Raw genomic sequence first — 25,944 nt, forward strand, 5'->3', positions numbered from 1 at the left:
GAGAGAAAAGCACAACATCAGGTTCTCCTGTGAGCCTGATGATGTGACCCACGGCCAAAAAGCGAAAAAGTGCATTCTTCCAACGGAAATTAGCCATACCGGACTATTTATTGTTATAATCTGCGGCTTCGTGAAACTAGCTCCTGGCAACATGCGCTAGTAAAATGAATAGTATTCAGCAGGAGAGATGGATGAGTGGTTTAAGTCGCACGCCTGGAAAGCGTGTGTAGGTTCATAGCCTACCGGGGGTTCGAATCCCCCTTTCTCCGCCAAGAACAGTGTATTAAGATGTCCAACGTAGTCCAAAAACCCGCCTCCGCCATAGCGCAGACGCGGGTTTTTTGCCGCCTACGCTCGAATGTTGTCCATTGACATCCACGTTTTTGCATCCATACTTGAGCAATGGATGCACTCTAAAAGCTGCCGTGGATGCAAGATGCCTAAATTCGCCAACCCCTCACTGATATTACGTCAGAACCGCCAAGCCAGAGGATAAGTCATACCCCTTGGCGGACGGTGGCGGCATGTAAGAACGAACAGCCACCAATATCCTGCATCGGTTGGAAGTGGACGATTTCCCCTTAATTCGTAAGTAGCCCATCGCTGTCATCAAAGCCCCGGTCATGCTGGATGCATTGCGGCAGATCGAAAAACGCGGTGCCTTGGAGATGGCGGAGCGACAAGGACAAGTATACGACAAGACTTTTCGCTATGCGATTGCGATAGGCGTGGCCGATAACGATTCATTACACAGCCTCAGGGGCGCTCTTAAGCAAACAATGAACGGCACCATGCCGCGATTACGCCGGAGGAGCTACCGGAGTTTATTCGTGTTTTGAAAAGATCGAGGGTCACATGTTCATTGGGACAAGGGTAATGTTCCGATTAAATCTTTGTCCGAACCAGTGAACTAATCAAAACACCTTGGTCTAAAATTAACTTAGAAAACGAAGAGTGGGTAAGTGACTGGCACCGAAGGACCCGCTGTCCGGAATTGAACAAACCATCGAGCCCCCGTTTCGGGGTTCTCGGTAAGCTTCGGTAGCTTGTCTCAAATTTAGGAGCCCCTGCTCAGGGCACGGCCTATATTTTTCAGTTTCGACCAGCGCTAGGTGCTTCCCTTCCATCAATCTAATTCCCACATGCCAAGGTCTTTTTTGTCAGTATTTCCGCACGGTTATCAAATTTTGATGCGATGCAAAAAAATATATAATTCTCGGAACTTGACGAAAAAACATCTGTCTCACTGGCGCAAGGTAAAACGCACTCAGCCTGCAGACCGCGCAATTGAAGGCGGTAATGCTGCAGTTGCCGGCTGTTCATTTCAAAGCGCTTTATATCTTCTTGCTTCCCTACGTTTAATCAATTGCTTATTTAGAAAGGATTCACCATGTTTGGAATCACAAAAGAAGAAGTACCCCCAGCAATGAAATCGCACCTCGAAGCGCAATTTTCATTCTTGACGGATTTGTCGAAGAAGATGTTCGACGGCCTTCAACAAGTTAGTCAGCTCAACGTTCAGGTTGCCGAGACATTGATGCAAGAATCTATCGACAACATGCATCAGTTGATTGAGGCAAAATCTTCCACGGACGCTTTGTCCATTGCGGCATCACAAGCACAACCTGCCGCGGAAAAAGTGCGGGCTTATCAGCAACATTTGACGAACATCGGTGCTGGGGTGCGGGTTGAGCTCTCCAAAACTGCCGAGCAGCATGTATCAGAAACCAGCCGTACTGCTGCAGCCCTTGCGGATGAAATCGCACGCCGTACTCAGGAAGAAACCGAAAAAGTAACGCAGCGCCAAAAGGCTGCTGTTGAAAAAATGTCGCAGCCGATCAACCAGGCTAACGATACTTCACGCCAGAGCGCCGGCACGCAACAGAACAATGATGCACATCAAAGCAACGATGGTCATCAGTCGACACAACAGCCTTTGACGAAGCCACAAACACAGCCACAACCAGGCAAACATGCCTGATGATGCTGTCAGCGGGTACTTTCGCCAGCACAGCGGATTGTTTTTGATTTTTGATTAATGATCCACCGTCGTATTGGCGCTGGGACGAAAGTGACGGTGGCAATTGCAAATTCTGGATTGCCACCCGCCTCCTCCAGGCACGAGCGTCATGAGCCCCTTGGCTTCCACGAAGGCACTCGAACATGCGTTACGCGCGACTTGCTTCGAGAAAGCCAGGATGTCCCATTAACTCGGCGCTGAGTTCCGGTAAAGCAGCTTTTGCCAAAATAAAAAAAGACGATCTCTACGACTTGATCAAAGACAAAAGTCAGGGCTATAACATTCTCATTTTTGAGAAAATTAATCGCTCACCGACGTCTCAAAAACGATAAGTCATTTGAGATAAACTTCGATACTTATTCAAAAGGTTTCATGGCGAGACACCGCGCGTGTTTTGAAATAGCGCAGACTGGCCACTCTCCCCTGTTAATTTTGTCAGTTAATGACATTTCGTTGTTTAATCTTCACCATTTAAGTATATTTGCAAGGCTTCACACCGTGCATATCAATACTCCGGTAGCCTCTGTCAGCGCACCGGTTAGGGAGTTAATAATTAATAAATTGCGAATATTCAACATTTACCGTTAGGGGCGCTCGTGCGATTTCGCGGACTTGATCAGCGTATAAAACGGTAGATTATTCCGACATCAGCATATTTTTAGGTTAGACCAATTCGAAACGCCATCCATGACCAAAAACAAAACTATTTTAGTAACTGGTGCTGCTGGATATATCGGCTCACATACTTGTGTTGAGCTTCTTTTATCTGGGTTTGACGTAGTGGGAATTGATAATTTCAGCAACAGCACCCGCGAAGCGATAACACGCGTCGAGAAAATTGCTGATCGCACGATGTCCTTTTATGAAGCCGATGTACGCGACCCGGCAGCGCTCGACGCGCTATTGCGAGAGCATGCGATTGATGCGGTCATCCATTTTGCGGGTTTGAAGGCAGTGGGCGAATCGGTTGTAAAGCCATTACTCTATTTTGACAACAACGTATCGGGCACCGTTACGTTACTGCACGCTCTGGCAAAAGCCAAAATAAAAAACTTTGTTTTTAGCTCATCCGCCACGGTATATGGCGATCCGCAATCCGTGCCGATTCACGAGTCCGCAGCGTTGAGCGCCACCAACCCCTACGGACGATCGAAGCTGATTGTCGAGCAAATACTCGGCGACATGACGGTATCGGATCCATCGTGGGCATTTGGCATATTGCGATACTTTAATCCTGTCGGAGCGCATCCTAGCGGCTTGATAGGCGAAGATCCAAACGGCATTCCAAACAACCTGATGCCCTTTATCGCGCAGGTAGCCGTCGGTCGGCGCGAGCGGCTGGCAGTCTTTGGCAATGACTACCCGACACCGGACGGAACTGGCGTGCGCGACTACATTCACGTCGTCGATCTGGCCCAGGGACATGTTGCCGCGCTAAATAAATTGTTCACCGCAGGAAAAAGTTTTACGGTCAACCTCGGTACGGGTTTGGGTTATAGCGTATTGGAGATGGTCCGCGCGTTTGAAGCAGCTAGCAGTCGCAGCGTGCCGCATGACATAACATCGCGACGCCCGGGCGATATTGCAGAGTGCTACGCAGACCCGTCTGAGGCAAAAAAAGTGCTGAATTGGGAGGCGCAGAAAAATCTGGCCGATATGTGCACGGACCATTGGCGCTGGCAGAGGATGAATCCAAGTGGGTTTAAAAATAACCTGTAGCATTAACCTAGCGGCCACTTTGATTTTTTGTAGCATGAAGGAAAAAGTTTGCTAACTAGTATCTGCGAGCTGACGTGTTGGTTGCTTCAACGTCAGCCCTACTCGCACTTGGGCCAGACCAATGTAACGCTGAAGATGAGGGCATCTTCAACATGCACGCGCACATTCACCTCCCAACGCTTTCCAGCACCCCAGTAAATTCCGATAACAGTTGCTCCATCAGCTCAGCAACGCTGATTTCCGATTTACGCCGCTGGCCTAATGCAGTAGCCTGACTGGCCCACAGGGACAAAAATTCCGGGCGATTAGCCTTGCCCGCTGCTTGCCTGATCGCCCCGGTTAACGCATTTTGGACCGGATAAGCAAGGACTTGATTCTCATACGGTGCCATGCGCTGCATGTATTCATTGACGATACCGCGTGCGGCCCGACCACTAAAAGATCTGGTTATTCTGGTCGAGATATCAGACGCCTCACGTAGTTTGGTTTTCCAGGCTGGATGTATCAGGCATTCTGCACAGGAAAGAAACGCCGTTCCCATCTGCACGGCCTGTGCACCCAGCATAAGCGCTGCGGCAATACCTCGCCCATCCATGATTCCGCCAGCGGCAACCACCGGGACTTTTACGTTATCGACGATTTGTGGCACCAAGGCCATGGTCCCGATCATACTGCTATCGAAATTGCCAATAAATGTACCGCGGTGACCGCCCGCCTCGGCCCCCTGCGCGCATATGATGTCTGCGCCGTTAGCTTCCCAGGCGCGCGCTTCCGCAACGTTAGTCGCGGTGCCGATGACGAGGGTTCCTGCATCATGTAACCGCTCAATCGCGCTAGCGTCGAGCAGGCCGAATGTGAAACTGGCCACCGGAACCTTCAGCGCGATGAGCATCTCCAGTTGCTCACGGAAATCTTCGCAATATTTTTCCAGGGGTTCAGCAGGAGAAAGGCCCAATTCTGCACGAAACGGATCAAGTAGCGCAAATGCGCCTTGCAGTTCCTGATCGGTGGGATGCGGCGTATCGAGTACAAACAGATTCACATTAAATGGTCCGGAAGTGTGCGAACGGATCGCGGCAACTGCCGCACTGATGCCACCTGGCGTCAACGACGACACTGCCAGCGATCCCAGTCCCCCCGCCTTGGTCACGCCAACCAGCATCTCCAGCGTTCCGGCACCAAGCATCGGGCCCAAAATAATGGGTTGAGAAATCCGCAGCGTACGCATTAAATTGGTTGATAGTGCTTTTGACATACCTGCTCCATTCAAAATCGATCACTTGATCACAACGGCTAATATAAAATAATCGCTATGAGAAAGTCAAACGTCCAGCGCCTGCAGGGTAATCCTTAAGCATAGGTGTAAGCATTAGCGTAAGTACTGGTATAAGCATTGCCCCAGGCTCATCCCATTTAGGTAATGATTTGTACCGTCGGCTCGCACTAATGTCGATCCAAGGACAGAAAACGCCCCAACAACCCACGCGTATGATGAATTGTCAGCACCTAATGCAAGAGACGACTGTTCACGCCCAAGGGAAGGAGTTTGTCGCATTTCTTAGTCGACTCCAGCGCGACTATTCCAAACAAATAACAGCGGACAACACCACCGGCGCCAGGCTATGCGGTATCCCCCCGCATTACCGTGGTAGATATAAGGGTTGGGTACCAGGCAACAGGACGTATCAAACGGGTAAAATCACTCCCTGTACGGAACATTTGAAGCGGCAGAGAAGGCGAGGCAGCGGGCCCTCATCCGGGTATGGCCTATCGGCACAACCTGTCGTCAGGAAACAAAAAAGGCGAGGGACTAAGGGGTTTAACAACTTAGCAATCATCAAACAGCGTTAATCCTCTCCGATATCCTCATCCCATAATGCAGGTTGCGCAGCAATAAATGCGCGCATGAGTTCAATGCATTCCGCGTTTTCCTGAATTTCCAGCTTCACGCCGCGCGAGCGCATATAGTCTTCGGGCCCCTGAAAAGTCTGATTTTCTCCAATGACAATTTTCGGAATTTTATACAGAAGCGCCGCGCCACTGCACATATCGCAGCAAGATAGCGTGGAATACATGACGGCGCGCTGATAGTCGCTGGCCTTGAGTCTGCCAGCGTTTTCCAGGCAGTCCATCTCGGCGTGCAAAATGGCGCTGCCGTTTTGGACGCGCCGATTATGGCCGCGCGCGACAATCCTGCCATCGATTACCAAGACTGAACCAATAGGAATTCCACCCTCTGCCAGACCCCGTCGGGCCTCCTCAATGGCTGCTTGCATAAATTTATCTGTCAACTTATTCTCCTTGAGTAATAGCGCTGATATCACGATTTTAACCAAACCGTATAAAGCAAGGTTACCACCGGCGTCGATTAGGGCGTCGATCTGGTCTCAACGTTTTTTCTTCCTTTTATTTACCTATTATTACCATCCAGCCCTTACCCATTCAGCTTCGCTCCCTTTATGCAGACCCGAAGAACGTTGCTGTGACTAGCGGAACAATATTAGCCTTATTATTTGTCAACAATCTCTACCCATGTGGCCTATGTCTTACATGAGGTAAAATCAATACATACAAAAATCAATAGCACGATCCAGTGAATTCACCGATGCCTGTAGCTTTGGGTATGGTAATAAACATCAATCATCAAATTTGGAGACTTAAATCATTATGGCTAATACTAGAGAAGTCGTCATTGTTGGCGCAGCGCGGACGGCAATCGGAACCTTTGGCGGTTCATTGAAGGATCTGGCACCGTGCGAACTGGGTGCTATCGCGGTTAAAGAAGCATTTGCACGGGCCAAGGTTGATCCGGCACAGGCAGGCCAAATCGTTTTTGGTCATGTGATTCATACCGAGACCCGTGACATGTACGTATCGCGGGTAGTTGGTATCAATGCCGGTATGAGTAAAGAATCCACAGCACTGACGCTTAACCGTCTATGCGGTTCGGGCTTACAGGCTATCGTTTCAGCGGCCAATGCTATCCAGTTGGATGAGACCGATATTGCAGTCGGCGGCGGTGTCGAGAGCATGAGCCGGGCGATGTATTCGACCCAGGCTGCGCGCTTTGGCGCACGGATGGGCGATATCAAAATGGTTGACATGATGGTCGGTGCTTTATCCGATCCATTCGGCGGCGGCCATATGGGTATCACTGCTGAAAACGTGGCAGAGAAATACAGTATTTCACGCGAAGAGCAGGACGCTTTTGCTGTCGAGAGCCAAAAGCGCGCCACTGCGGCGATCGCTGCCGGTCACTTTGTGTCTCAAATCGTGCCGGTAGAACTAAAAACCCGCAAGGGCGTTGTATTGTTTGACACGGACGAGTATCCAAAAGCGGACACGACCATGGAGTCTTTGTCCAGGCTCAAACCGGCGTTTAAAAAAGATGGCGGCACGGTCACCGCCGGCAATGCATCCGGCATTAACGACGGTGCTGGCGCTGTTGTATTGATGGAAGCCAGCGCTGCGGCGCGTGCAGGTCTGACGCCTTTAGCGCGTTTGGTATCTTATGCCGTGGCTGGGGTTGACCCATCGATTATGGGAACAGGTCCGATCCCGGCCGTTCAGCTGGCATTGAAACGTGCGGGCCTCAGCCTTAATGACATGCACGTGATCGAATCGAACGAAGCTTTCGCCGCGCAGTCGTTGGGCGTGTGCAAAGGTTTAGGCCTCGATCCGTCAATTACTAACGTCAATGGCGGCGCTATTGCCCTCGGTCATCCGCTTGGCGCGAGTGGGGCAATTATTACGATTAAATGTCTGTATGAATTAATCCGCACCAACAAACGTTATGGTCTGATTACGATGTGTATCGGTGGCGGTCAAGGTATTGCAGCGATCATCGAACGCCTTTGATGTAGCAAACGTTGGGCGAATTGAGGTATCGAGGGTTTGAATGACGGTCGGCATGTATTCACATGCCGACCGTTTTTTGTACTTGATCGCTGCTTTTGCTGCCATTAATACCGTTATTACCCTTATTGCGGTTACTACCGTCGCTAGAATCCGGGTTGCGACAACGTTGAAATAACGTTTTAATCTCTGAAAAAAATCTTCCACCAAACTGGTCGGCCAAATCGGATGCCGGTCACGAGGCGCTTTTCGTTGAAAGAGAGAAAGTTCACGCCGCCAACTATCTGTTCAAGGCATGTTATGGTTCTTATACGCAATATTTCTCTTATACTAAGCGGCTTTGAAAATAACCTGAGGACATCTGGATGGAGCGTAAAACATGGAACATTGGCGTCGCGGCAATCGGAGCTGTAATCGCCTGGTACGGTCTCGGGGTTGAGCTTTTTGTAACCAATGAACGGATGTTGGCGCAAGGGCGTCCACTACAAGACGCGATTATTTCGCTATCGGCCTATTTTACGATACTGACCAACCTGCTGGTTGCGTTGGGCTTCACCTCGGCTGCACTGCGCAGCATGGGCGATAGCGGGCAGGCCATACCGGGTGCACGCAACTACGGCGGCGGATTTTTTGCACGGCCTTTCGTGCTAAGTGGTATCGCACCCAGCATCGCGCTGGTATGCATCGTTTATAACCTGGAATTGCGACAGCTATCACATTACACCGGATGGGCACGTTTAGCTGACGAACTGCTCCACGTCGTCATGCCGGTAGCGTTTATCCTTTATTGGTATTTGCTCGTACCGAAGGCGATGCTCCGATGGCGCGACTCTCTGATCTGGGCGATATATCCGATCGTGTATCTGGGCTACGCCTTGATCCGCGGTGCCTCTTCTGGCCGCTATGCCTATCCTTTTATCGATGTGGCTAAATTAGGCTATCCCGCCGTGCTCCTGAACGGCGTGGGGATATTAATCGGATTCCTCGCGATGTCGCTGTTATTTATCGCTGTTGACCGCCGTAAAAGTGCGCATCTTCAGTTGACCTAAGCTAGCGAGTCCCCCTATCACTAACGTTAATTGATGACGCAGGACAGTAAGCGCTCGCTTGCCTGGCTGCGTACTCCGCCTCTAGAGGTGTTCCGCTTGTCAGGACAGCGTTTTAGCATTTTAGTTGGGAACGGTGCAGCGCAGGGTTATCCAGGGGCGCGCGTAGAACTCTCAGAATAACTTGGCTTCACCAATCGGTGCGGGGCATTCAGTCGCCTAAAAGGCCCTAAAAGATTAACAAAGTCAAAACCAGATTACCAGTAACATCTGGTATTTGTTCGTCATTACTTATTAGAAAAAATAATGCTGCCATCTTCGTGGATTTAGAAGCTGACTTGGTTGACGCCGGGCCTTATCTGTCGGCTCAAACCGAACACCGGCTCACTGTATCGAGCACTTCTGGCAGTAAAGACCATCTTCAGATAGCGTTGTGCGGGTTGCTGCTATCGCTGGTCATACTTTTGTGACAGTAATCCTGTCAATGAAGAACTCTCCATCGATGCATTTTCTATGCGGAACACCGGTGACTACAAAGCCATGGCTACACTCTTCAGCCCACAGCTTTGCGACGATGTCGAACTCCTCCGGCTCTATACCGAGCATCGCGGCGGAAATAACAAATTTCGCGCCGTCCTTCTGTTTTTTTACAATATCGTCAAGTTTTGCCATGTTCTTTTCTGGTCGCATTAGGATTCACCACGAATCATAACGCGACTCGCCCCCGCAATGCAAAATCACCCACAGCTGTCGATGAGGCAACTATTCGGGCGTTCCCGGGCAAATGTCCTTAAACGTGCGTACGCCCTTTAACGATCGTATCCACGATGCCAATGATGCTCCTGCCACTCACGTCCGCGCCAGTCATCCCCCCGGCGGTAGTAGCCGGGTTGACGGTAATAAGGCTGCGGATACTCTTCTAGATAGACTGGCGGCGGCCGCACGTAGACGGGGCGCGGTGCGTAGTATACCGGCGGCGGTGCATAATACACTGGCGGTGGCGGCGCGTAATACACCGGCGGCGGATAATAAGCAGGTCCCGGCACCCCAATGTTAAGTGACCAGTCCACTTGGGTATGCGCAAAGGCGGGCGTTGCCGCCCAGAGCACCCCCATCAGCAAGCCAACTGCTGCAATCGCTACGGTTTTTCTCATGATGGTTCCTGATGAATTAACTGAGTACATATGACATCATTTAACCTAAAAAATGCGCGTACTTCTATGGTGAAGTCGTAAAGCGTGTAACTATATGTATCCTCCCGAAGACGTCACATTATAGATATTGCATTGCACACGAAGAATGGGGTACCAAGTCCAATTTAGGTTTCCGCAATGTCATAAATTTGGCACCTCAACCAATACCCGTCCACCACTTTTGGCGTTTTGGATGGAAGTGTTTTTTGTACAAGCGCATCAACAATTGGAGACCGCATTTTAGTTGCGTGCCTGATCGCAACGTTGGACTGCTCTATCTTTGGTGGTTAAACATTGTGCTGAAATGCGCGCGGTGTCAAGATGATTGCTTTTTTAAAGGAAACCCCGATGACCGTCGCAATTCGCCATGATTTTCGTAGTGATACCATCACGCGGCCAAGCCCGCCCATGCGCAACGCGATGGCTACGGCGGAGGTCGGAGACGATGTATTTGGCGATGACCCAACGGTCAATCGATTAGAGATAACTGCCGCCAATTTGTTCGACAAGCAAGCCGCGCTATTTCTACCCTCCGGTACGCAAGCCAATCTGATCGCGCTCATGTCGCACTGCGAGCGCGGCGATGAATATATAGTGGGTCAAAAAGCGCACTGCTATCGCTGGGAAGCTGGCGGCGCTGCGGTATTGGGTAGCATCCAGCCGCAGCCACTGAACAATCAAGCAGACGGCACCCTGCTACTGGCAGATATTGAAGCCGCTATCAAACCCGACGATTCGCATTTTGCACGCACGCGTCTGCTCGCACTGGAAAACACTACCGGCGGCAAGGTGCTGCCCTCCGTCTATGTCGCCGCAGCCACCAATCTGGCGCGGCGTTATGGGCTAGCCTGCCATCTTGACGGTGCTCGCGTGTTTAATGCTGCGGCCATGCTTGGCGTTTCTGCGGCATCGCTGGCGCAGCCGTTCGACTCCGTTTCAGTTTGCCTCTCCAAAGGACTTGGGGCTCCGATCGGATCGGTACTGATCGGCAGCACGCCATTTATTGCCAAGGCGCGACGCTTACGCAAGATGCTGGGCGGCGGCATGCGCCAGGCGGGCATCATCGCGGCGGCAGGACTATACGCGCTGGAGCACAACGTGGCCCGTTTATCGGAAGATCACGCCAACGCCGCCATCCTCGCGGCTGGATTGGCGGAATTTACGGAATTATCAGTTTCAGCACCGGATACCAACATGGTGTTCGTGGACGTGGCCCCGGCTATCGCGGTACCATTTTCCGCTTATTTGGCAGCACACGGCATCGGAATCACATCCGCCTATACTGCAACCCAGCAGCGATGGGTGATACATCTGGACGTGTCCAGAGATGCGGTGGAGGCGGCGCTTGAGGTTGTGCGGGATTTTTTTTCTAAAGGGTAATATTCACGCATATCTAATATAAGCCGAACTATTATCCGGGGATTCTATTTGGCCGACTCAGACAACATCCGCTCAACATAGCGCGCGATCAAGTCAACCTCCAAATTGACCTGTTTACCGACCGCCAGATGGCGCAAGGTCGTGACCTGTATGGTGTGTGGGATCAGGTTGATTGAGAACAGGCACGCGTCTGTTGTGTCTTCAATCCGATTCACAGTCAGCGACACACCATTGACGACGATCGAACCTTTATACGCGAAGTATTTCGCGAGGTCGCGCGATGCCTGAATCACTAGCTCCCAGGATTCACCGACTGGCTCAAATTTGGTCACCAGGCCAAGTCCATCAACGTGTCCAGACACCAGATGTCCACCCAAACGCTCGGTAAGCGTCAACGCTTTTTCCAGATTGACTTCTCCGATAGCGTCCAGCCCGACGGTGCAGTTAAGACTTTCGCGTGAAACATCAACGGTGAAACCATGGGCGGACTTGCTAGTCACGGTCATGCATGCACCATTTAACGAAATTGAATCGCCCAAGCCGACATCGGCCATCTGCAACTCAGCGGCATCTATGACCAGCCTTACGCCATCATTCGGGCCAGCACCTTGTGGTTCTATCGCAGTAATTTTGCCGACTGCGGCGACGATACCTGTAAACATAGTGTTGGAATATGAAAGTTAGTTGAACCGTGCAAGGATACGCAAATCCTCGCCAATTTGCTTGATCTGATGGAATTTCAGTGAAAACTTTTCCTGTAGATTATCCAGCGGCGGCAAATCGAACATGCCCCTTGCATCGCCGATGATATTTGGCGCCAGATACACCAGCAACTCGTCCACACAGAGCTCGCGTATCAATGAGGCGTTAAGCTTGGCACCGGCTTCTACATGAATTTCATTTATCTGACGGCTACCGAGGGCTAATATAACTTGTGGTAAGTCCACCTTTCCGTGGGCGTTGGGAAGCACCACAACTTCGGCCCCCCGCTCGTGAAGGAGCGCTTCTTTTTCAGGATTGCCGATAGCGGAAAAAATCAAGGTCGGTTCGCCACGCAATATCCGTGCGTTGATATCTATTCCCAGCTTGCTATCAATGATCACGCGCAACGGCTGGCGCGTTACCTCCAGCGCGCGCACCGTGAGTTGCGGGTCGTCTTGTTTAACCGTGCCGATGCCGGTCAAAATGACACCTGCACGGGCACGCCAAAGGTGACCGTCATCACGTGCCGCGGACGAGGTAATCCACTGACTCTGCCCGTTATAAAGCGCTGTTTTACCGTCAAGACTGGCCGCGACTTTGAGCCTGACCCAAGGCTTGCCGCTTTGCATGCGGCTAAAAAATCCGATGTTAAGCTCCCTCGCCTGCTCCGCCAGCACGCCGGTCTCTACAGCTATCCCTGCTGCGCGAAGGCGCGCAAAGCCTTGCCCGCCAACCTGCGGGTTGGGATCTTCCATTGCTGCGATCACCTTTACCAGACCGGCCTTTACCAATGCATCGGCACAAGGCGGCGTGCGCCCAAAGTGGCTGCACGGTTCCAGCGTCACGTAAGCCGTCGCGCCGCGCACGTCATGGCCTTTTACGCGGGCGTCGTTAATCGCCTCAATTTCAGCGTGATTACCGCCTGGCGGCTGCGTAAATCCTTCGCCGATAATCAAACCGTCTTTAACGATGACACAACCGATGGCCGGGTTGGGCGCACTGGTAAGTAAACCGTGTTCCGCCAGTCGCAATGCGTGGGCCATAAATACGTCAGCATGCGTCATGATGTAACCCTGAAAAGTGACAAACAATAAATAAAAATCGATAACGCAAATAGCCCCCTAAATCCGCACCATCGCAAAAACTAAACGGGCCGCATCGCTATACGCCTACGTCGCGCTCTCGGGCTACGACAAAGATTCAGCCCCTGCAGCGCCGACATTATTGCGTAGTGTAACAATACGCGTCATAACCGCTCTTAATTTTCCGTCGGTGGCGATTTGCTTTACACCACCGCAATCAACATAATGCTGCGGCGTCTGCGTGGCGTGGTGACTTGCGCGCAGTTGCATGCATAATTTTACCCGCACTACCGTTTTCCAGTTTTGCTGCTGGTTTGACGATAATGCATCCACTTGTGTTGCCGTCAAAAACCGCTGAACTGAAAAATCATCCGGCCCCGCCACCCCAAATTCTAGTCGCATATCCTCAACATTATTGAGTATCGGCTGGGCGATACCGCGCCCGTTGCCGCTGTTACCGTGGCAATATAAGGAGGTCGTATTTCGTCCGGTCGGGGTGGCAACAAAAAACCTGTTGTGGGCTATTGATACCGGTTTTCCATCTACGTACGAGGGATGACTTTTGGGTAACGTGACAAACCCAGCTTGTGACCCATTACAATCGGCACCTGCGCCGCTATCAAAATCGAACACATCCGCGACCCGATAAGCGACGTCAAATCCCGCCATGCCACCACTGGGTTTACAGGCAAAATCGTGTGACAACGGCTTCACAAATCCATCGTCGCAACCACGTAAACCTTGCCCGGGCTTGCCCTCGGGACTGACGAAATCTGTTTTATCCACCTCGGCAGCATCGGCGCTGGCCGAGGTCATGTGTCCAAATCCGGCTTGCCGCAAATTAGTCTCCATCAACTGCATCGCATAACGTCCATCCTGCTGCAATCGAAGATGCTCCTCATTCAAACGATAACTGCTTCTGCTGCCAAAATACAAGCTCATTACCGCTGCGATCAGGCCCAGACCGATGACCATCGTGACCGCCAGTTCGATCATCGTCACACCATACTGAGGCGAAAAGCGGCGCAGGTTCGCGGTGCCGGATTTCTTTGTTGTTTCGGGTAAAAGTATCATGCGCATTCCGAGGTACCTAGCAGAACATTCATGCGGCCACTCCGACTGAAACAGATAACGCGCTCAAATTTTCCTGCGTGACGAAATACCAGTTTGGTAAAACTACCCCCCGGTCGGCCCAGGCCATCGTATTTAATTGCCTTGGTCGCTGCCAGTATGGTGAGGTCAGCGCTGGCTATCGCCTGGCGCAACAAGACCCGATTCTCATCGGGAACGATCACCACCCACCCGCTCGCCCAATCATTACCTGGACGGCCACCAACGGCGCTGCTGTCGCACAGACCGGTACCAAATGTCACATTCACACTGCGGCAAAGCACTACTGCACGACCGCGCTTGATCGCTTCCGTGCGCGCCAACGTGGCAGCGGCAATGAATCGATTGACGGTGACGCTCATGCGGGTTTCAATGATGAAGTCACGCAGCACTGGGGCGCCAATTGCGAGTAGCAGGATCGAGACGCACATCGTCATCATTAATTCGATCAGCGTAAAACCACAACGGCATCTTGCCGTTGACATGCCGGGTTTGGGGGACATAGAAAGAGCGTGGCATGAAAGCCAGCTTTGCATCGGGTGACAGAGGCGCGAATACTAACGTGTTTATTCCAGGAAACCTTATTTTTGCAGTACAACCCGGAGCAATTTAAGTATAAGTCTCAGAATAGACCCTCACCGGCGTTATGAACGCCAGTTTTGTTCTTAGCGCCGTGTTCAGCAAGTAATGCGGCATCTTGTTAAATCCGCTATCGACAACGTCATTGTGTCATAAGCGTTACTACTTTTTCCGTGCGGGATCTGAGAACTCTTCGATCATATGCTGAAATTCGGCGACATCTTCAAAGCTCTTGTACACCGATGCAAAGCGAATGTATGCGATTTTATCCAGTCGTTTCAACTCTTGCATAACTAATTCCCCGACATGTCCGGAAATCACTTCACGCTCACCGCTGGACAGTAATTGTTCTTTTATTTTTTGTAACGCTTCATCTAGCGACTCGGCAGAGACAGGACGCTTGCGCAGTGCCAGCATCAAACTGGCGCGTAATTTACCGCCGTCAAACTCTGTACGGCTGCCATTTTTCTTGACGATGACGGGCATCACCAGCTCAATCCGTTCGTGCGTGGTAAAGCGTTTATCGCATTTATTGCAGCGGCGCCGGCGGCGAATGGCATCGCCCTCTTCCGAGACGCGCGTGTCCAGAACCTGAGTATCTTCGTGATGGCAGAATGGACATTTCATGATGGCAGCAATCTATAACGGTTGATCGACGCTCTATTGGCTAACAGGCTAATTATATTAACTCGCTAACGCCATGTCATACGGGCCCGCGCTGGCTATACAGCCAGAACGGGCCCAAAGTTGGTGCTTTGATTCAGGATCAGCATAGTGCCTGCTCCCTGCTACGCACTGCTCGTTGCTCATTGCTCATTGCTCATTGCTCATTGCTCATTGCTTGATGATGACAAACGAATGAAGCAAAAGCGCAAAGCTATCGACAATTAGCCATAAACCGGGAAAGCGTCCGTTAATTTCTTGACTTCGACTTTTACGCGCTCAATGGTTGCTGCGTCGTACGGGTTATCCAATACGTCAGCGATCAGATGGGCAATCGTAATAGTTTCGGCTTGCTTGAAACCGCGTGTTGTGAGTGCCGGGCTGCCCAGACGAATGCCCGACGTGACAAATGGTTTTTCCGGGTCGTTAGGAATCGCGTTTTTATTGCACGTCATGTGGGCTGAACCGAGAATCGCTTCCGCTTCTTTGCCCGTAATATTTTTAGCGCGCAAGTCGACCAGCATCACGTGTGACTCCGTACGGCCCGACACAATACGCAGACCGCGCTCAATGAGAGTTTTAGCCAGTACATCGGCGTTCTTTACCACCTGTTGTTGATATTCGCGGAAAGCCGGTGCCAGTGCTTCTTTGAAGGCGACGGCTTTACCTGCAATCACGTGCATCAAAGGGCCGCCCTGAATTCCTGGAAAAATCGCTGAATTGATTTTTTTCTCGTGCTCGGCCTTCATCAAAATGATGCCGCCACGTGGACCGCGCAACGATTTGTGCGTGGTTGAGGTCACAAAGTCAGCATACGGTACGGGATTTGGATATTCGCCCGCAGCGATCAACCCGGCGTAATGCGCCATGTCCACCATAAAATATGCACCGACAGCTTTGGCTACCTTGGAAATACGCTCAAAATCGATGCGTAAAGCATAAGCCGATGCACCGGCGATAATCAGCTTCGGCTTGGTTTCATGTGCCAGGCGTTCCAATTCCTCGTAGTCGATCTCCTCTTTGTCGTTAAGACCGTATGAAACCACATTGAACCACTTGCCCGACATGTTCAACGCCATACCATGCGTCAAATGGCCGCCTTCTGCCAGCGACATACCCATGATGGTATCGCCTGGCTTCAGGACCGCAAAGAACACGCCCTGGTTGGCTTGCGAACCCGAGTTTGGCTGCACGTTGGCCGCCTCGGCACCGAACAATGCCTTTACACGATCAATCGCCAATTGCTCCACGACGTCAACGAACTCACAACCGCCGTAGTAACGCTTACCCGGATAACCTTCCGCGTATTTATTGGTCAGTTGTGTGCCTTGTGCTTCCATCACGGCAGGAGAACAATAATTCTCGGAAGCAATTAATTCAATATGTTGTTGTTGTCGAGTGTTCTCGTTGGTAATCGCGCCCCACAACTCAGGATCAACGTTGGCGATAGTGTGACTTTTTAAAAACATGATAATTCCAATCGATAGAGGTTAACCTTTGCAGGTTCTGCATCGAATGAGGGCCAAAAAAAGGGGAAATGCGGCAGCCTCAGACGTACGTTCCATTCGGGCTGCCCAGGCGCACGGCGGTAAAATCTCACGCTTCCCAGTGGTTGCCCACCTTCCCGAACGACGATCTGATTGCATCGGTCCGGTTTTTCGCCAGTTACGTGAGACGAAATGGTAGCCGTATTGTAAGTGAAGGTCTTAGATAGATCAAGATTGCCAAGTAGCCAACACGGGCTAAATATACCTTGGACATCATATCCCTCGGACATCAATAGTTAATGGTCGATTCTAGTTTTTAAAACCATTGGTTTCGGCTACAATTTCTTAGCCTTTTGCACTGCAACAAAAATATTGCAAATTATTAATGTAAATTAACGCCTTAGCGGACATTATTCCCAGGCTGTGTAGCGATATTAAATTAACCCCCGATATGCCCCAAAGAGGAAGACATTTAATAACAATGTAGTTCGTGTATCGGTACAATTATTACCCAGGTAAATATCGAAATGGCGTGAAGAAACACCGAGCCAACACATTGCGCTACCATTAAGGTTAATCTGCCAGCGATTATTGTGATCTTATATTACGATTTAATAACTGCACTAATTCAAGCATTCCAAGACCCATGAGCCCAGTAATACCCGCAGCAGAAAACGATTTCATCTGGTCCATCCGAGTATATTACGAGGACACTGACGCCGGTGGCGTTGTGTTTTATGCAAACTATCTGAAATTTTTTGAGCGTGCGCGTACTGAATGGTTGCGTGCGGCGGGGATTGAGCAGAGTTTGCTGGTAAAAACCAACCAGGTCATGTTCGTGGTCAAAAGCACCGCGCTTGATTATCACGCACCATCACGACTCGACGATGAACTTAATTTAACCGTCAGGGTCGAAAACGTTGGCCGCGTTGCCGTTGAATTTATTCAACAGGCGTGGCGACTTGACGGCGGCGTGCCTAAGCTTCTGGCAACCGGCCGAATTAAAGTGGTTTGTGTCAACGCGCAGTCGTTTCGCCCGCAAGCGATTCCGCAAAAGGTGATGGACCGCATTCAGCCTGAACACATTTCTATTGTTAATACGGCAAATGCTGCCCTTTGATCGCAATCTAAAAATTACAATGCCGCTATCACCACCACAGAATATCGATGCAAAACTGAAAAACGTGCGATACGATTACAATTACCGCTTTCGCACTCTGGTGCCCAAAATAAATACAGATCAACACGTTACGCCGCAATCCGCTGCTAACGCCCCTAAACATTCAGATCCGTTTTACGACGCGGTTTTTTTACGTTAATTAATTGCGTTAGTTAAAATTGCTGTCCCAGACCCCTTAGCCAGACTGCCTCCATGACTGTCACTCAAGATTTATCGTTTCTTACCCTTATCACCAACGCCTCCATACTCGTACAACTCGTCATGCTGCTATTGCTGGCGGTGTCTGTGATGAGCTGGACGTATATTTTTCGTAAAATGTTCGCCATCAGAAGCGCGCGTGCGCAAACGGAAGAGTTCGAACGGGCGTTCTGGTCTGGTGGCAATTTGACCGAGTTATATCAGGGAACCACCTCCAACCGCCGCCGCGGCGCTGGCGCAACGGGTGCGATGGAACGTATTTTTGCAGCTGGCATGGACGAATTCAGCAAAATAAAGGCCTCCGCGGGTCATAAAGCCAACACCGATTCGGCGGCGTTACTAGACGGCTCACGGCGCGCGATGCGGGCAGCCTATCAGCGCGAAATGGATGCACTGGAGTCGCACCTGGCGTTCCTGGCGTCGGTCGGCTCTGTCTCCCCTTATGTGGGCTTGTTCGGCACCGTATGGGGCATCATGAACGCGTTCCGTGGCCTGGCAAACGTACAACAGGCCACGCTGGCCGCAGTCGCGCCCGGTATTGCAGAGGCACTGATTGCCACCGCGATTGGTCTGTTTGCGGCGATACCGGCGGTGGTGGCATACAACCGCTTTGCGCATGACGTTGACCGTCTGGCGATTCGCTTTGAAAGCTTCATCGAAGAATTTTCCAACATCTTGCAACGGCAGGCACGCTAATGACCGGCTTCTCGTCAATGCGTGGAGGCCGACCACGCAAATTTAAAGCAGAAATCAACGTCGTCCCCTATATCGACGTGATGATGGTTTTACTCGTCATCTTTATGGTCTCTGCGCCTATGGTCAATCCTAACGTGATCAATTTGCCTACTGCGGCCAAGTCCGTGGCGCCGCCCACTGAATATATCGAGGTCGCACTGAAGGCAAATGGCGACTCCAGTTTGCGCATTAATGGCAAAAAAACTGGCGGCAGCACAGCTGAAACAGTGGGTAAAAGTCGACTGAAAGCCACATTGCAAGCGCTACACGATGATAATCCTGACATGCCAATGATGATTTCAGCCGAAAAAGACATCAAGTACGATGAAGTCATTCAGGTGATATCTCAAGCGAAGTTAATGGGTATTAACCGTGTAGGATTGGCGACCAAGTGACCAAGTGCCGCACACTGACAATCTGCTCATGACAGATAGAACCTCTTACGTCATACCAAAAGAACCGGGTCGATGGCGCGCCATCGGTCTGGCCGCGGCCGTCCATGCCGCACTGATCGCTTTTTTATGGATCGGTGTGCATTGGCAAAGCCAGGTACCGGTTGCAGTGGAAGCAGAGGTCTGGAGTCCGGAGGCGCGTGAGGCCGCACCACGACCGCCGCCGGTAGCGCCGCCCGAACCACCCGCACCCGTAGAGAAGCCAATACCGCAACCGGTCCCAAAACCGGTGATACAGGAACCGCCGCCACCGCCACCGCCGAAAGTGGTGCAGCCGGTGTTGCCGGATCCAGAAATCGCTCTGGAAAAAGAGCGCAAACGTAAAGCGCAGGAACAAAAGGCGCGCGATCAGGCCGCGCAGGCCGAGCAAGCCCGTGAAGATAAAGAGCGCAAGCAAGTTGAGCAAGAGAAAAAAGATGCCAAGAAGTTAGCGGAAAAGCAGGCGGAGAAATTAGCCGATAAGTTAGCAGAAAAGCAGGCGGAGAAATTAGATAAACAAAAGGCCGCAGACGCCAGGAAAAAAGACGAAGCAGACAAGAAACAAGCAGCGGATGCCCTTGCAAAACTCAAGCAGAAGCAAGACGCTGCGAAGAAAGCGGAAAGCGATAAGCAACGCAAAGCGGACGATGCTGCGGAAAACAAACGCCATGATGATGATATGAAACGCTTGCTGGGACAGGCCGCTGGCACGGGTGCGTCCACCAGCACCGGCACTGCTGCAAAATCACAGGGACCACGCGGTGGCGATCCTGGCTATGCCCAAAAGGTGGGTGCCAAGATCAAAAATAATATCCGCTTCCCCGTGCCCGATGGCATGACGGGAAATCCATCGGTAGAATACGAAGTGCAATTATTACCGGATGGCTCGGTAGCCAGTATTCGCCTTAGAAAGCCATCTGGCATCCCTGGTTTTGATGACGCAGTCAAGCTAGCCATTGAAAGATCAGCACCTTATCCAAAAGATAACTCGGGTTCTGTACCATCCAGCTTCATCGGAATCCATAAACCGAAAGATCAATAACTTATGAAAAAGAACCTGTTAAACGCGCTGCCACAAAAGTTGACGCGATCATTGATACGATCAGTTGCCGTGATCAGTATTACGCTCGGTACGCTGGTATCGGCACCGCTGGTACACGCCCAGTTACGCATTGAAACGGCCGGCGTCGGTGCGAGTCAGATACCGATCGCGATTGCTGGTTTCAGTAATGAGAATCTGGCGCCGCAACAAATTACGGCAATCATTAAAGCGGACCTGGCGCGTAGCGGCATGTTCAAAATCATTGATACCGGTGACGTTCTTTCGGAAGCATCGCAAATCAATTACAGCGACTGGAAGTCCCGGGGTGCCGACGCGCTAGTCGTGGGCAGCGTTGCTAAGCTGGCAGATGGCCGTTACGATGTGCGCTACAAATTGTATGACACCGCTAAATCAGCGCAACTGTCTGGCCTGGCGCTTGCTTCGGCACCGCAATATACCCGCGTTTCTGCACATAAAATCGCCGATGATATTTATCAAAAACTGATCGGTTACCGCGGTGCATTTGCGACGCGTATTGCGTATGTCACTAAGTCAGGTAACGAATATCGCCTGGAGATTGCCGACGCCGATGGTGAGGGAACACAGGTTGCCCTGCGTTCCAACGAGCCAATTATTTCACCGTCTTGGTCACCGGACGGCACCAAGGTAGCCTACGTTTCGTTTGAACAAAAAAAACCAGTGGTCTATGTCCAAAATCTGGTCACTAAACAACGTACTGTTGTGGCCAATTACAAGGGCAGTAACTCGGCACCGTCATGGTCGCCAGACGGCAGCAAGATCGCCATTGCTCTGGCGCGCGACTCGCTCACTCAGGTCTATGTTGTCAACGCCGATGGTAGTGGCTTGCGCCGCCTGACGAACACCAACGGTATCGACACCGAACCGCAGTTCTCGCCCGATGGACAAAGCATTTACTTCACCAGCGACCGCAGCGGCGGCCCGCAAATTTATAAAATGAGTGCTAACGGCGGCGAAGCGCAACGCGTGACCTTTAGCGGCACTTACAATATCAGCCCTCGAATTTCGCCAGATGGTAAAACATTGGCGTATATTGCTCGACGGAACGGTGGATTCCAGTTGTACGCGATGGACCTGACTAACAATCAAGAGCAACGTCTGTCGGACACCGCCAAGGACGAATCTCCAAGCTTCTCGCCAAATGGACAGTACATCATGTACGCGACAGAGGCAGGTGGTCGCCACGGGTCCCTCGCGGTGGTTTCGGTTGACGGCAGGGTAAAACAACGGTTGACGGTAAAGGCGGGCGATATTCGGGAGCCAACCTGGGGCCCTTTTATGAAGTGAAGTGAAGTGAAGTGAAGTGAAAAACACGCAAGTAATAGATTCATCGCTATAAAATATTTACATTAAGTTAAGACAACTCACCTCTCTGGAGAATCACAATGCGCCAACTCAGTACTTTTGCCCTTCTCATTTCCAGCGCAGTTTTGCTGGCTGCCTGCTCATCTCCTGTCAAGCTGGACGACAAAGCTAAGATTGAAGATCGTGGCAGCATGAAAGGCGACGCCGATTCACGCTCGGTCAACCCGGTTGATACCGGCTCCAGCGATCCATTGAACGATCCACAAGGTATCCTGTCTAAGCGTAGTGTGTATTTTGACTATGACAGCTATTCAGTCAAGGAAGAGTTCCGCTCAGTAGTAGAAGCGCATGCTAAATACCTGATCGCTCACAAAGGCCGCAAGATCATCATCCAGGGCAATACCGATGATCGCGGTGGTCGTGAATACAATCTGGCACTAGGCCAAAAGCGTGCTGAAGCAGTCCGTAAAGCGCTGGCATTGCTAGGTGTTTCCGATGCACAGGTAGAAGCCGTTTCATTGGGCAAAGAAAAACCTAAAGCACTGGGCAACGATGAAGCGTCATTTGCTGAAAATCGTCGCGCAGATATCATTTATCAATAAATCTATTGAAGATCATGCGGATTTTTTCTAAATCAACGCTGACTGCGGCCTTGCTGGTCGCAGGTTCCTTTGCACCCCTGGCGCATGCCGGCATGTTTGACGACGATGAAGCCCGGCGCGCAATCCTTGATATACGCAACAAGGTCGATGCGGTCAATGCCCGTCTTGATAGCAAGGCGGATAAAAGCAGTTCACTCAGTCTGGCCGATCAGAGCGAGCAATTGAATCAAGAGATCGCTAAGCTGCGGGGCCAGATCGAAGTGCTGACCAATGAGGTCGCCAATACGCAACAACGTCAGAAAGATTTTTACGTCGATCTGGACAATCGTTTGCGTAAGCTGGAACCGCAAAAGGTTAACGTTGACGGACAGGAAGTCAGCATAGATCCGAACGAGCAGAAATCGTATGACGCAGCGCTGGCCAGCTTCAAGGGCGGCGACTACAAAGGCGCTACTGTTGCGTTCACCGACTATCTCAGACGCTATCCGACATCGGGCTTTGCACCTTCAGCACAATACTGGTTGGGTAACTCGTACTTTGCGCAACGCGACTACAAAAACGCTATCGCAGCACAGCAAGTGGTGGTCAGAAAATATCCTGACAATCCAAAAGCCGCTGACGCGCTGTTAAATATGTCGAGTAGCTACACCGAGTCCAAGGATAAGGTCGCAGCCCGCAAAGCGCTGGAGCAAGTCATTGCACAGTATCCTAATACGCCTGCCGCGGTCACGGCTAAAGAACGGCTGGGAAACCAGAAGTAAATGAGGCTATTTGCAGTAATTTTTCGCATATGAGAAATAAAAGCCAAGAGTCGTTTGACATAGTGGCTACACCTTCTCTATAATAGCGATCTTTCGGGTCGTTAGCTCAGCTGGTAGAGCAGCGGACTTTTAATCCGTTGGTCGCAGGTTCGAATCCCGCACGGCCTACCACGAATAAAAAAGGGTTTTAGACAAAATCTAAAACCCTTTGTTATTTTCAGAATTTTGAAAGAAATATTGAAAATGATGCAGTACCGTTTTTAGCAGTAGCACTATTTTGGGTCGTTAGCTCAGCTGGTAGAGCAGCGGACTTTTAATCCGTTGGTCGCAGGTTCGAATCCCGCACGGCCTACCAATATATGAAGGGTTCTGGATAATTTATCCAGAACCCTTTTGTGTTTTGTAGGGCTATTTTTTTGACGAAGTATTCCGCATCAACGCCCATGCTCTGGTCTTTGCATGATGCCGACACCATCCCCAAAATACAAAACCATTTATCTTATTTCAAAGTTTACTTTTCCGATCTTTCGTCCGAAAGATATAGGGAACACAGCATGGCATCGCATCGCATCGCGCTACGTTTTACCACTACTGGCCAACCCCACTGAGTCCAATCAACGCACCAGCGGCCAGAAACCACAACGGATGTACGCGGCTCCTCATCGTTCCAAGCGCGCACAAAAATGTTATCGCTCCCAGTATCCAGGTATGAACAGATGCCTGCGTGATCAGCGCAGCGCTGGCTGCCACCAAACCTACGGTCACGGGCACCAGGCCCGCCTGCACCACGGAACGCCAGCGCGCATCTTTAAATCGCGTCCAGTAATGCAAGGCGATACCGGTCAATATCGACGACGGTCCAAATTTGGCGATGGAGGTAACCAGCACGCCTTGCCATCCTGCGACATGCCAGCCAACTAGTGTGACAACCATCATGTTTGGTCCGGGGGCGGCCTGCGCTAACGCAAACATGGCACTGAATTCGCGGGCGGTCATCCAATGATGCAGATCGACTACCTGGCGCTGCATTTCTGGCAGGATGGTATTGCCACCGCCAAACGCGAGCAACGACAGCTGTGAAAAAATAGCTGCAAGAGAGAGAAGAATAGCGCTCATGCTGCCCACCGCCACGTTACCAAAACACTGACAGGAACTAACACCAGCATCGTCGGTAATAACGGCAGGCGCAACACTGCAATCCCCAAGAAAAACGCACTGGCGAGCATTATTGCAAGCGGCTTGCGCCGCAGTGGTGCGGCCATCTTGAGCGCCGTCGAAACAAGCAGTCCCGCAGCAGCAGCTGCGAGGCCAGCAAACATGTGCGCGATATGTGCATCATTCTGAAACCGCGCATAAATAATCCCTAGCCCGATCACGATGGCAGTGGGCGCAGCGATCAATCCCAGAAGCGACGCAATAGCGCCGCGAATACCGCGAAACTGGAGTCCAACCGCGACCGAGAGGTTAATAATGTTACCGCCCGGCAGAAACTGACAAAGACCGAGCAAATCGGTGAATTCTGCGCCGGTCAGCCAGCCCCGCTGATCGACCAGCATACGCCGCGCTAACGGCAGAACGCCACCAAACCCAATCAATCCTAATCCGAGAAATCCACGGAACAGTGCTGGCACCGTTGGTGGCTCTTGGGTGACGGGCTGATGCTGTTGTCGACTTAAAGGCGGCGCTTGCTGCAAGGTTTGTTTCGAGGTCGGTGGCGGGTTGCGGCCGACTATGTCGCCTTTACTGCTGAACATATATTTCTCCTTACTCAAAAACTATTGAATCGGTCAGTGGGGGCGTGACACGTTCGCGGAGCGAGTCAAGCCGGCGAGGAATCTGTTGCAGCTGCATCCCTCCTGCAATCTGACGCAGGTTCGCACAAATGATAGCGTCTGAAATTTACCTTTGTATCACTGCTTAACGATATTTTATGTCAACAGATACACATGCGCCGACAAATAGGTCGAGACTGATCGAACAACGTCCGCGCCGTTATCGCTACTTTGGCGTTAGACTCATCTTCAATTTAGCCGTGGAGCAAGGTCGGATAGCACGTGGGGCTCCTGGGAGCGGACATAAAAAAACCGCTGCGGTAACCGGCAGCGGTTTTCCAATGGTACTCTTCGTTGACAGAATTAATCCTGTCTCACGCCTTCAACCTGAATTTGCAGCTTCACTTGCTGCTTAAAACCCATTGTTTTGCCAAAATCGATACCGAAATCGTCGCGGTTAAATTCACCTTCGACGTCCGCTCCGCAGATTTCGCGCTTCAACATCGGGTTGATTTTGCAAAGAAATTTATCGATCTTAAGATTGACTTTTTTGGTCACGCCGTGCAGCGTCAAATCTCCGGCCACTTCTGTCGGCACATCGCCCTTAAACTTGGAAAACTTTCCTGTATAGGTAGCCTCCGGAAATTTAGCAACATCAAACATGTCCGGACCTTTGGCATGCTCATTCAGTTTGTTGAGACCGAAATCGATGGAAGCAGGATCAATTTTAACTTCAATTGTCCCTGATTTAGCCGAACGATCAATCACGACAGATCCACTATTCTTGGTAAACTTGCCGCGCCATGTTGACATGCCACCCATGTGATCCGCTTCAAAACTTGGAAAAGTGTGCGATGGATCCAAGGTATAAGTTACCGGAACGGCCAGTGCAGCACCCGCAGACAACACCAACAAGGCAGCAACCAAAGTGCGTAATTTCATCGTTTTCCTTTTCATTTATTTAATGACTTAAATGGCTTTGCTATCACTCGGCCGGGTAACGCAAAAAATACTTCACCCATCAAACTGCGCATGGAAGCTCC

Annotated in this window: 26 protein-coding genes, 3 tRNA genes and 1 riboswitch; of the genes, 16 read left to right on the forward strand and 13 right to left on the reverse strand. The window is 51.0% G+C overall.

The window, feature by feature from the left end:
- The first annotated feature begins 181 nt into the window (after nt 1-181).
- From HAV38_RS20200 to galE, 4 genes are all read left to right on the forward strand, one after another.
- Nucleotides 182-272 (forward strand) — tRNA-Ser (locus HAV38_RS20200).
- A 351-nt stretch (nt 273-623) separates the two neighbouring features.
- Complete coding sequence (locus HAV38_RS20205; RefSeq protein WP_168057200.1) at nt 624-839, forward strand: phage integrase central domain-containing protein; 216 nt, start codon at nt 624-626, stop codon at nt 837-839.
- Between the two features lie 551 nt (nt 840-1,390).
- A complete protein-coding gene (locus HAV38_RS20210; protein WP_245182486.1) occupies nt 1,391-1,981 on the forward strand; it encodes a phasin family protein in 591 nt (196 codons plus the stop codon).
- Nucleotides 1,982-2,707: 726 nt separating this feature from the next.
- Entirely contained in the window at nt 2,708-3,739 is a 1,032-nt protein-coding gene (galE, locus tag HAV38_RS20215; protein WP_168057201.1) for a UDP-glucose 4-epimerase GalE, read from the forward strand.
- A 166-nt stretch (nt 3,740-3,905) separates the two neighbouring features.
- Here galE and HAV38_RS20220 read toward each other — a convergent pair whose 3' ends face one another.
- Entirely contained in the window at nt 3,906-4,994 is a 1,089-nt protein-coding gene (locus tag HAV38_RS20220) for an NAD(P)H-dependent flavin oxidoreductase (RefSeq protein ID WP_168057202.1), read from the reverse strand.
- 592 nt (nt 4,995-5,586) lie between these two features.
- Nucleotides 5,587-6,030 carry a nucleoside deaminase gene (locus tag HAV38_RS20225; RefSeq protein WP_245182488.1) on the reverse strand — a complete coding sequence of 148 codons (444 nt, stop codon included), beginning with the start codon at nt 6,028-6,030 and terminating at the stop codon, nt 5,587-5,589.
- Nucleotides 6,031-6,406: 376 nt separating this feature from the next.
- Here HAV38_RS20225 and HAV38_RS20230 point away from each other — a divergent pair, with 376 nt between their 5' ends.
- Both HAV38_RS20230 and HAV38_RS20235 read left to right on the forward strand, forming a co-directional pair.
- A complete protein-coding gene (locus tag HAV38_RS20230; protein WP_168057203.1) occupies nt 6,407-7,597 on the forward strand; it encodes an acetyl-CoA C-acyltransferase family protein in 1,191 nt (396 codons plus the stop codon).
- 362 nt (nt 7,598-7,959) lie between these two features.
- Nucleotides 7,960-8,643, forward strand: coding sequence for a Pr6Pr family membrane protein (locus HAV38_RS20235; RefSeq protein WP_168057204.1), 684 nt, complete (start codon nt 7,960-7,962; stop codon nt 8,641-8,643).
- A gap of 453 nt (nt 8,644-9,096) precedes the next feature.
- On the opposite strand, the gene HAV38_RS20240 is transcribed toward HAV38_RS20235, so the two are convergent.
- Both HAV38_RS20240 and HAV38_RS20245 read right to left on the reverse strand, forming a co-directional pair.
- Complete coding sequence (locus HAV38_RS20240) at nt 9,097-9,312, reverse strand: hypothetical protein (protein ID WP_168057205.1); 216 nt, start codon at nt 9,310-9,312, stop codon at nt 9,097-9,099.
- A gap of 137 nt (nt 9,313-9,449) precedes the next feature.
- A complete protein-coding gene (locus HAV38_RS20245; protein ID WP_168057206.1) occupies nt 9,450-9,794 on the reverse strand; it encodes a hypothetical protein in 345 nt (114 codons plus the stop codon).
- A 387-nt stretch (nt 9,795-10,181) separates the two neighbouring features.
- Between HAV38_RS20245 and ltaE the strand changes: the two genes are divergently transcribed.
- Nucleotides 10,182-11,213 carry a low-specificity L-threonine aldolase gene (gene ltaE, locus HAV38_RS20250; RefSeq protein WP_168057207.1) on the forward strand — a complete coding sequence of 344 codons (1,032 nt, stop codon included), beginning with the start codon at nt 10,182-10,184 and terminating at the stop codon, nt 11,211-11,213.
- Between the two features lie 44 nt (nt 11,214-11,257).
- Here the strand turns inward: ltaE and HAV38_RS20255 are convergent, their stop codons facing one another.
- From HAV38_RS20255 to glyA, 6 genes are all read right to left on the reverse strand, one after another.
- Complete coding sequence (locus HAV38_RS20255) at nt 11,258-11,875, reverse strand: riboflavin synthase (RefSeq protein ID WP_168057208.1); 618 nt, start codon at nt 11,873-11,875, stop codon at nt 11,258-11,260.
- An 18-nt stretch (nt 11,876-11,893) separates the two neighbouring features.
- The gene (gene ribD / locus HAV38_RS20260) at nt 11,894-12,979 is read right to left on the reverse strand and encodes a bifunctional diaminohydroxyphosphoribosylaminopyrimidine deaminase/5-amino-6-(5-phosphoribosylamino)uracil reductase RibD (RefSeq protein ID WP_168057209.1); all 1,086 of its coding nucleotides are present in this window, start codon (nt 12,977-12,979) and stop codon (nt 11,894-11,896) included.
- A gap of 123 nt (nt 12,980-13,102) precedes the next feature.
- Nucleotides 13,103-14,071, reverse strand: coding sequence for a PilW family protein (locus tag HAV38_RS20265; protein ID WP_168057210.1), 969 nt, complete (start codon nt 14,069-14,071; stop codon nt 13,103-13,105).
- A complete protein-coding gene (locus tag HAV38_RS20270; RefSeq protein ID WP_168057211.1) occupies nt 14,068-14,610 on the reverse strand; it encodes a GspH/FimT family pseudopilin in 543 nt (180 codons plus the stop codon). Before HAV38_RS20270 ends, HAV38_RS20265 begins: the two co-directional genes overlap by 4 nt.
- A 238-nt stretch (nt 14,611-14,848) precedes the next feature.
- Complete coding sequence (nrdR, locus tag HAV38_RS20275; RefSeq protein WP_168057212.1) at nt 14,849-15,313, reverse strand: transcriptional regulator NrdR; 465 nt, start codon at nt 15,311-15,313, stop codon at nt 14,849-14,851.
- Between the two features lie 260 nt (nt 15,314-15,573).
- A complete protein-coding gene (gene glyA / locus HAV38_RS20280; RefSeq protein WP_168057213.1) occupies nt 15,574-16,818 on the reverse strand; it encodes a serine hydroxymethyltransferase in 1,245 nt (414 codons plus the stop codon).
- 96 nt (nt 16,819-16,914) lie between these two features.
- Nucleotides 16,915-17,028, reverse strand: a riboswitch (ZMP/ZTP riboswitch).
- Between the two features lie 454 nt (nt 17,029-17,482).
- On the opposite strand from glyA, the gene ybgC reads away from it, so the two are divergent.
- The 9 genes from ybgC (at nt 17,483) to HAV38_RS20325 (ending at nt 23,484) form a co-directional block, all read left to right on the forward strand.
- Complete coding sequence (gene ybgC / locus HAV38_RS20285; RefSeq protein ID WP_168057214.1) at nt 17,483-17,956, forward strand: tol-pal system-associated acyl-CoA thioesterase; 474 nt, start codon at nt 17,483-17,485, stop codon at nt 17,954-17,956.
- Nucleotides 17,957-18,208: 252 nt separating this feature from the next.
- Nucleotides 18,209-18,910, forward strand: coding sequence for a protein TolQ (gene tolQ, locus HAV38_RS20290; RefSeq protein WP_168057215.1), 702 nt, complete (start codon nt 18,209-18,211; stop codon nt 18,908-18,910).
- A complete protein-coding gene (locus tag HAV38_RS20295; RefSeq protein ID WP_168057216.1) occupies nt 18,910-19,344 on the forward strand; it encodes a biopolymer transporter ExbD in 435 nt (144 codons plus the stop codon). Before tolQ ends, HAV38_RS20295 begins: the two co-directional genes overlap by 1 nt.
- A 28-nt stretch (nt 19,345-19,372) precedes the next feature.
- A complete protein-coding gene (tolA, locus tag HAV38_RS20300; protein ID WP_168057217.1) occupies nt 19,373-20,422 on the forward strand; it encodes a cell envelope integrity protein TolA in 1,050 nt (349 codons plus the stop codon).
- A 3-nt stretch (nt 20,423-20,425) separates the two neighbouring features.
- On the forward strand, nt 20,426-21,748 hold the full coding sequence (gene tolB, locus HAV38_RS20305; RefSeq protein WP_168057218.1) for a Tol-Pal system beta propeller repeat protein TolB: 1,323 nt from the start codon (nt 20,426-20,428) through the stop codon (nt 21,746-21,748).
- Nucleotides 21,749-21,846: 98 nt separating this feature from the next.
- Nucleotides 21,847-22,368: a peptidoglycan-associated lipoprotein Pal gene (gene pal, locus HAV38_RS20310; protein ID WP_168057219.1), complete on the forward strand. Its 522-nt coding sequence runs from the start codon at nt 21,847-21,849 to the stop codon at nt 22,366-22,368.
- A gap of 14 nt (nt 22,369-22,382) precedes the next feature.
- Nucleotides 22,383-23,129, forward strand: coding sequence for a tol-pal system protein YbgF (gene ybgF, locus HAV38_RS20315; protein WP_168057220.1), 747 nt, complete (start codon nt 22,383-22,385; stop codon nt 23,127-23,129).
- Nucleotides 23,130-23,224: 95 nt separating this feature from the next.
- Nucleotides 23,225-23,300: transfer RNA gene (locus HAV38_RS20320), tRNA-Lys, on the forward strand.
- 108 nt (nt 23,301-23,408) lie between these two features.
- Nucleotides 23,409-23,484: transfer RNA gene (locus tag HAV38_RS20325), tRNA-Lys, on the forward strand.
- A gap of 233 nt (nt 23,485-23,717) precedes the next feature.
- Here HAV38_RS20325 and HAV38_RS20330 read toward each other — a convergent pair.
- The 3 genes from HAV38_RS20330 to HAV38_RS20340 all read right to left on the reverse strand — a co-directional run bounded on the left by HAV38_RS20330 (nt 23,718) and on the right by HAV38_RS20340 (nt 25,843).
- On the reverse strand, nt 23,718-24,245 hold the full coding sequence (locus tag HAV38_RS20330; protein ID WP_168057221.1) for a chromate transporter: 528 nt from the start codon (nt 24,243-24,245) through the stop codon (nt 23,718-23,720).
- Nucleotides 24,242-24,883, reverse strand: coding sequence for a chromate transporter (locus HAV38_RS20335; RefSeq protein ID WP_168057222.1), 642 nt, complete (start codon nt 24,881-24,883; stop codon nt 24,242-24,244). The genes HAV38_RS20330 and HAV38_RS20335 overlap by 4 nt, the downstream gene beginning before the upstream one ends.
- Before the next feature lie 381 nt (nt 24,884-25,264).
- A complete protein-coding gene (locus HAV38_RS20340; protein WP_168057223.1) occupies nt 25,265-25,843 on the reverse strand; it encodes a YceI family protein in 579 nt (192 codons plus the stop codon).
- Nucleotides 25,844-25,944: the final 101 nt, after the last annotated feature.

This window comes from Glaciimonas immobilis (assembly GCF_011947285.1).
GTDB lineage: Bacteria > Pseudomonadota > Gammaproteobacteria > Burkholderiales > Burkholderiaceae_D > Glaciimonas > Glaciimonas immobilis.

Bases quoted from the DNA above. Each gene is read 5' to 3' on its own strand.
- HAV38_RS20255 (WP_168057208.1), bottom strand. From the start codon at position 11,875: ATGTTTACAGGTATCGTCGCCGCAGTCGGCAAAATTACTGCGATAGAA.
- ybgF (WP_168057220.1), top strand. From the start codon at position 22,383: ATGCGGATTTTTTCTAAATCAACGCTGACTGCGGCCTTGCTGGTCGCA.
- nrdR (WP_168057212.1), bottom strand. From the start codon at position 15,313: ATGAAATGTCCATTCTGCCATCACGAAGATACTCAGGTTCTGGACACG.
- HAV38_RS20340 (WP_168057223.1), bottom strand. From the start codon at position 25,843: ATGAAATTACGCACTTTGGTTGCTGCCTTGTTGGTGTTGTCTGCGGGT.
- glyA (WP_168057213.1), bottom strand. From the start codon at position 16,818: ATGTTTTTAAAAAGTCACACTATCGCCAACGTTGATCCTGAGTTGTGG.
- ybgC (WP_168057214.1), top strand. From the start codon at position 17,483: ATGAGCCCAGTAATACCCGCAGCAGAAAACGATTTCATCTGGTCCATC.
- HAV38_RS20245 (WP_168057206.1), bottom strand. From the start codon at position 9,794: ATGAGAAAAACCGTAGCGATTGCAGCAGTTGGCTTGCTGATGGGGGTG.
- tolA (WP_168057217.1), top strand. From the start codon at position 19,373: ATGACAGATAGAACCTCTTACGTCATACCAAAAGAACCGGGTCGATGG.
- HAV38_RS20295 (WP_168057216.1), top strand. From the start codon at position 18,910: ATGACCGGCTTCTCGTCAATGCGTGGAGGCCGACCACGCAAATTTAAA.
- HAV38_RS20240 (WP_168057205.1), bottom strand. From the start codon at position 9,312: ATGGCAAAACTTGACGATATTGTAAAAAAACAGAAGGACGGCGCGAAA.
- galE (WP_168057201.1), top strand. From the start codon at position 2,708: ATGACCAAAAACAAAACTATTTTAGTAACTGGTGCTGCTGGATATATC.
- ribD (WP_168057209.1), bottom strand. From the start codon at position 12,979: ATGACGCATGCTGACGTATTTATGGCCCACGCATTGCGACTGGCGGAA.
- HAV38_RS20330 (WP_168057221.1), bottom strand. From the start codon at position 24,245: ATGAGCGCTATTCTTCTCTCTCTTGCAGCTATTTTTTCACAGCTGTCG.
- HAV38_RS20210 (WP_245182486.1), top strand. From the start codon at position 1,391: ATGTTTGGAATCACAAAAGAAGAAGTACCCCCAGCAATGAAATCGCAC.
- ltaE (WP_168057207.1), top strand. From the start codon at position 10,182: ATGACCGTCGCAATTCGCCATGATTTTCGTAGTGATACCATCACGCGG.
- HAV38_RS20335 (WP_168057222.1), bottom strand. From the start codon at position 24,883: ATGTTCAGCAGTAAAGGCGACATAGTCGGCCGCAACCCGCCACCGACC.
- HAV38_RS20265 (WP_168057210.1), bottom strand. From the start codon at position 14,071: ATGATACTTTTACCCGAAACAACAAAGAAATCCGGCACCGCGAACCTG.
- HAV38_RS20270 (WP_168057211.1), bottom strand. From the start codon at position 14,610: ATGTCCCCCAAACCCGGCATGTCAACGGCAAGATGCCGTTGTGGTTTT.
- HAV38_RS20205 (WP_168057200.1), top strand. From the start codon at position 624: ATGCTGGATGCATTGCGGCAGATCGAAAAACGCGGTGCCTTGGAGATG.
- pal (WP_168057219.1), top strand. From the start codon at position 21,847: ATGCGCCAACTCAGTACTTTTGCCCTTCTCATTTCCAGCGCAGTTTTG.
- tolB (WP_168057218.1), top strand. From the start codon at position 20,426: ATGAAAAAGAACCTGTTAAACGCGCTGCCACAAAAGTTGACGCGATCA.
- HAV38_RS20220 (WP_168057202.1), bottom strand. From the start codon at position 4,994: ATGTCAAAAGCACTATCAACCAATTTAATGCGTACGCTGCGGATTTCT.
- HAV38_RS20230 (WP_168057203.1), top strand. From the start codon at position 6,407: ATGGCTAATACTAGAGAAGTCGTCATTGTTGGCGCAGCGCGGACGGCA.
- tolQ (WP_168057215.1), top strand. From the start codon at position 18,209: ATGACTGTCACTCAAGATTTATCGTTTCTTACCCTTATCACCAACGCC.
- HAV38_RS20235 (WP_168057204.1), top strand. From the start codon at position 7,960: ATGGAGCGTAAAACATGGAACATTGGCGTCGCGGCAATCGGAGCTGTA.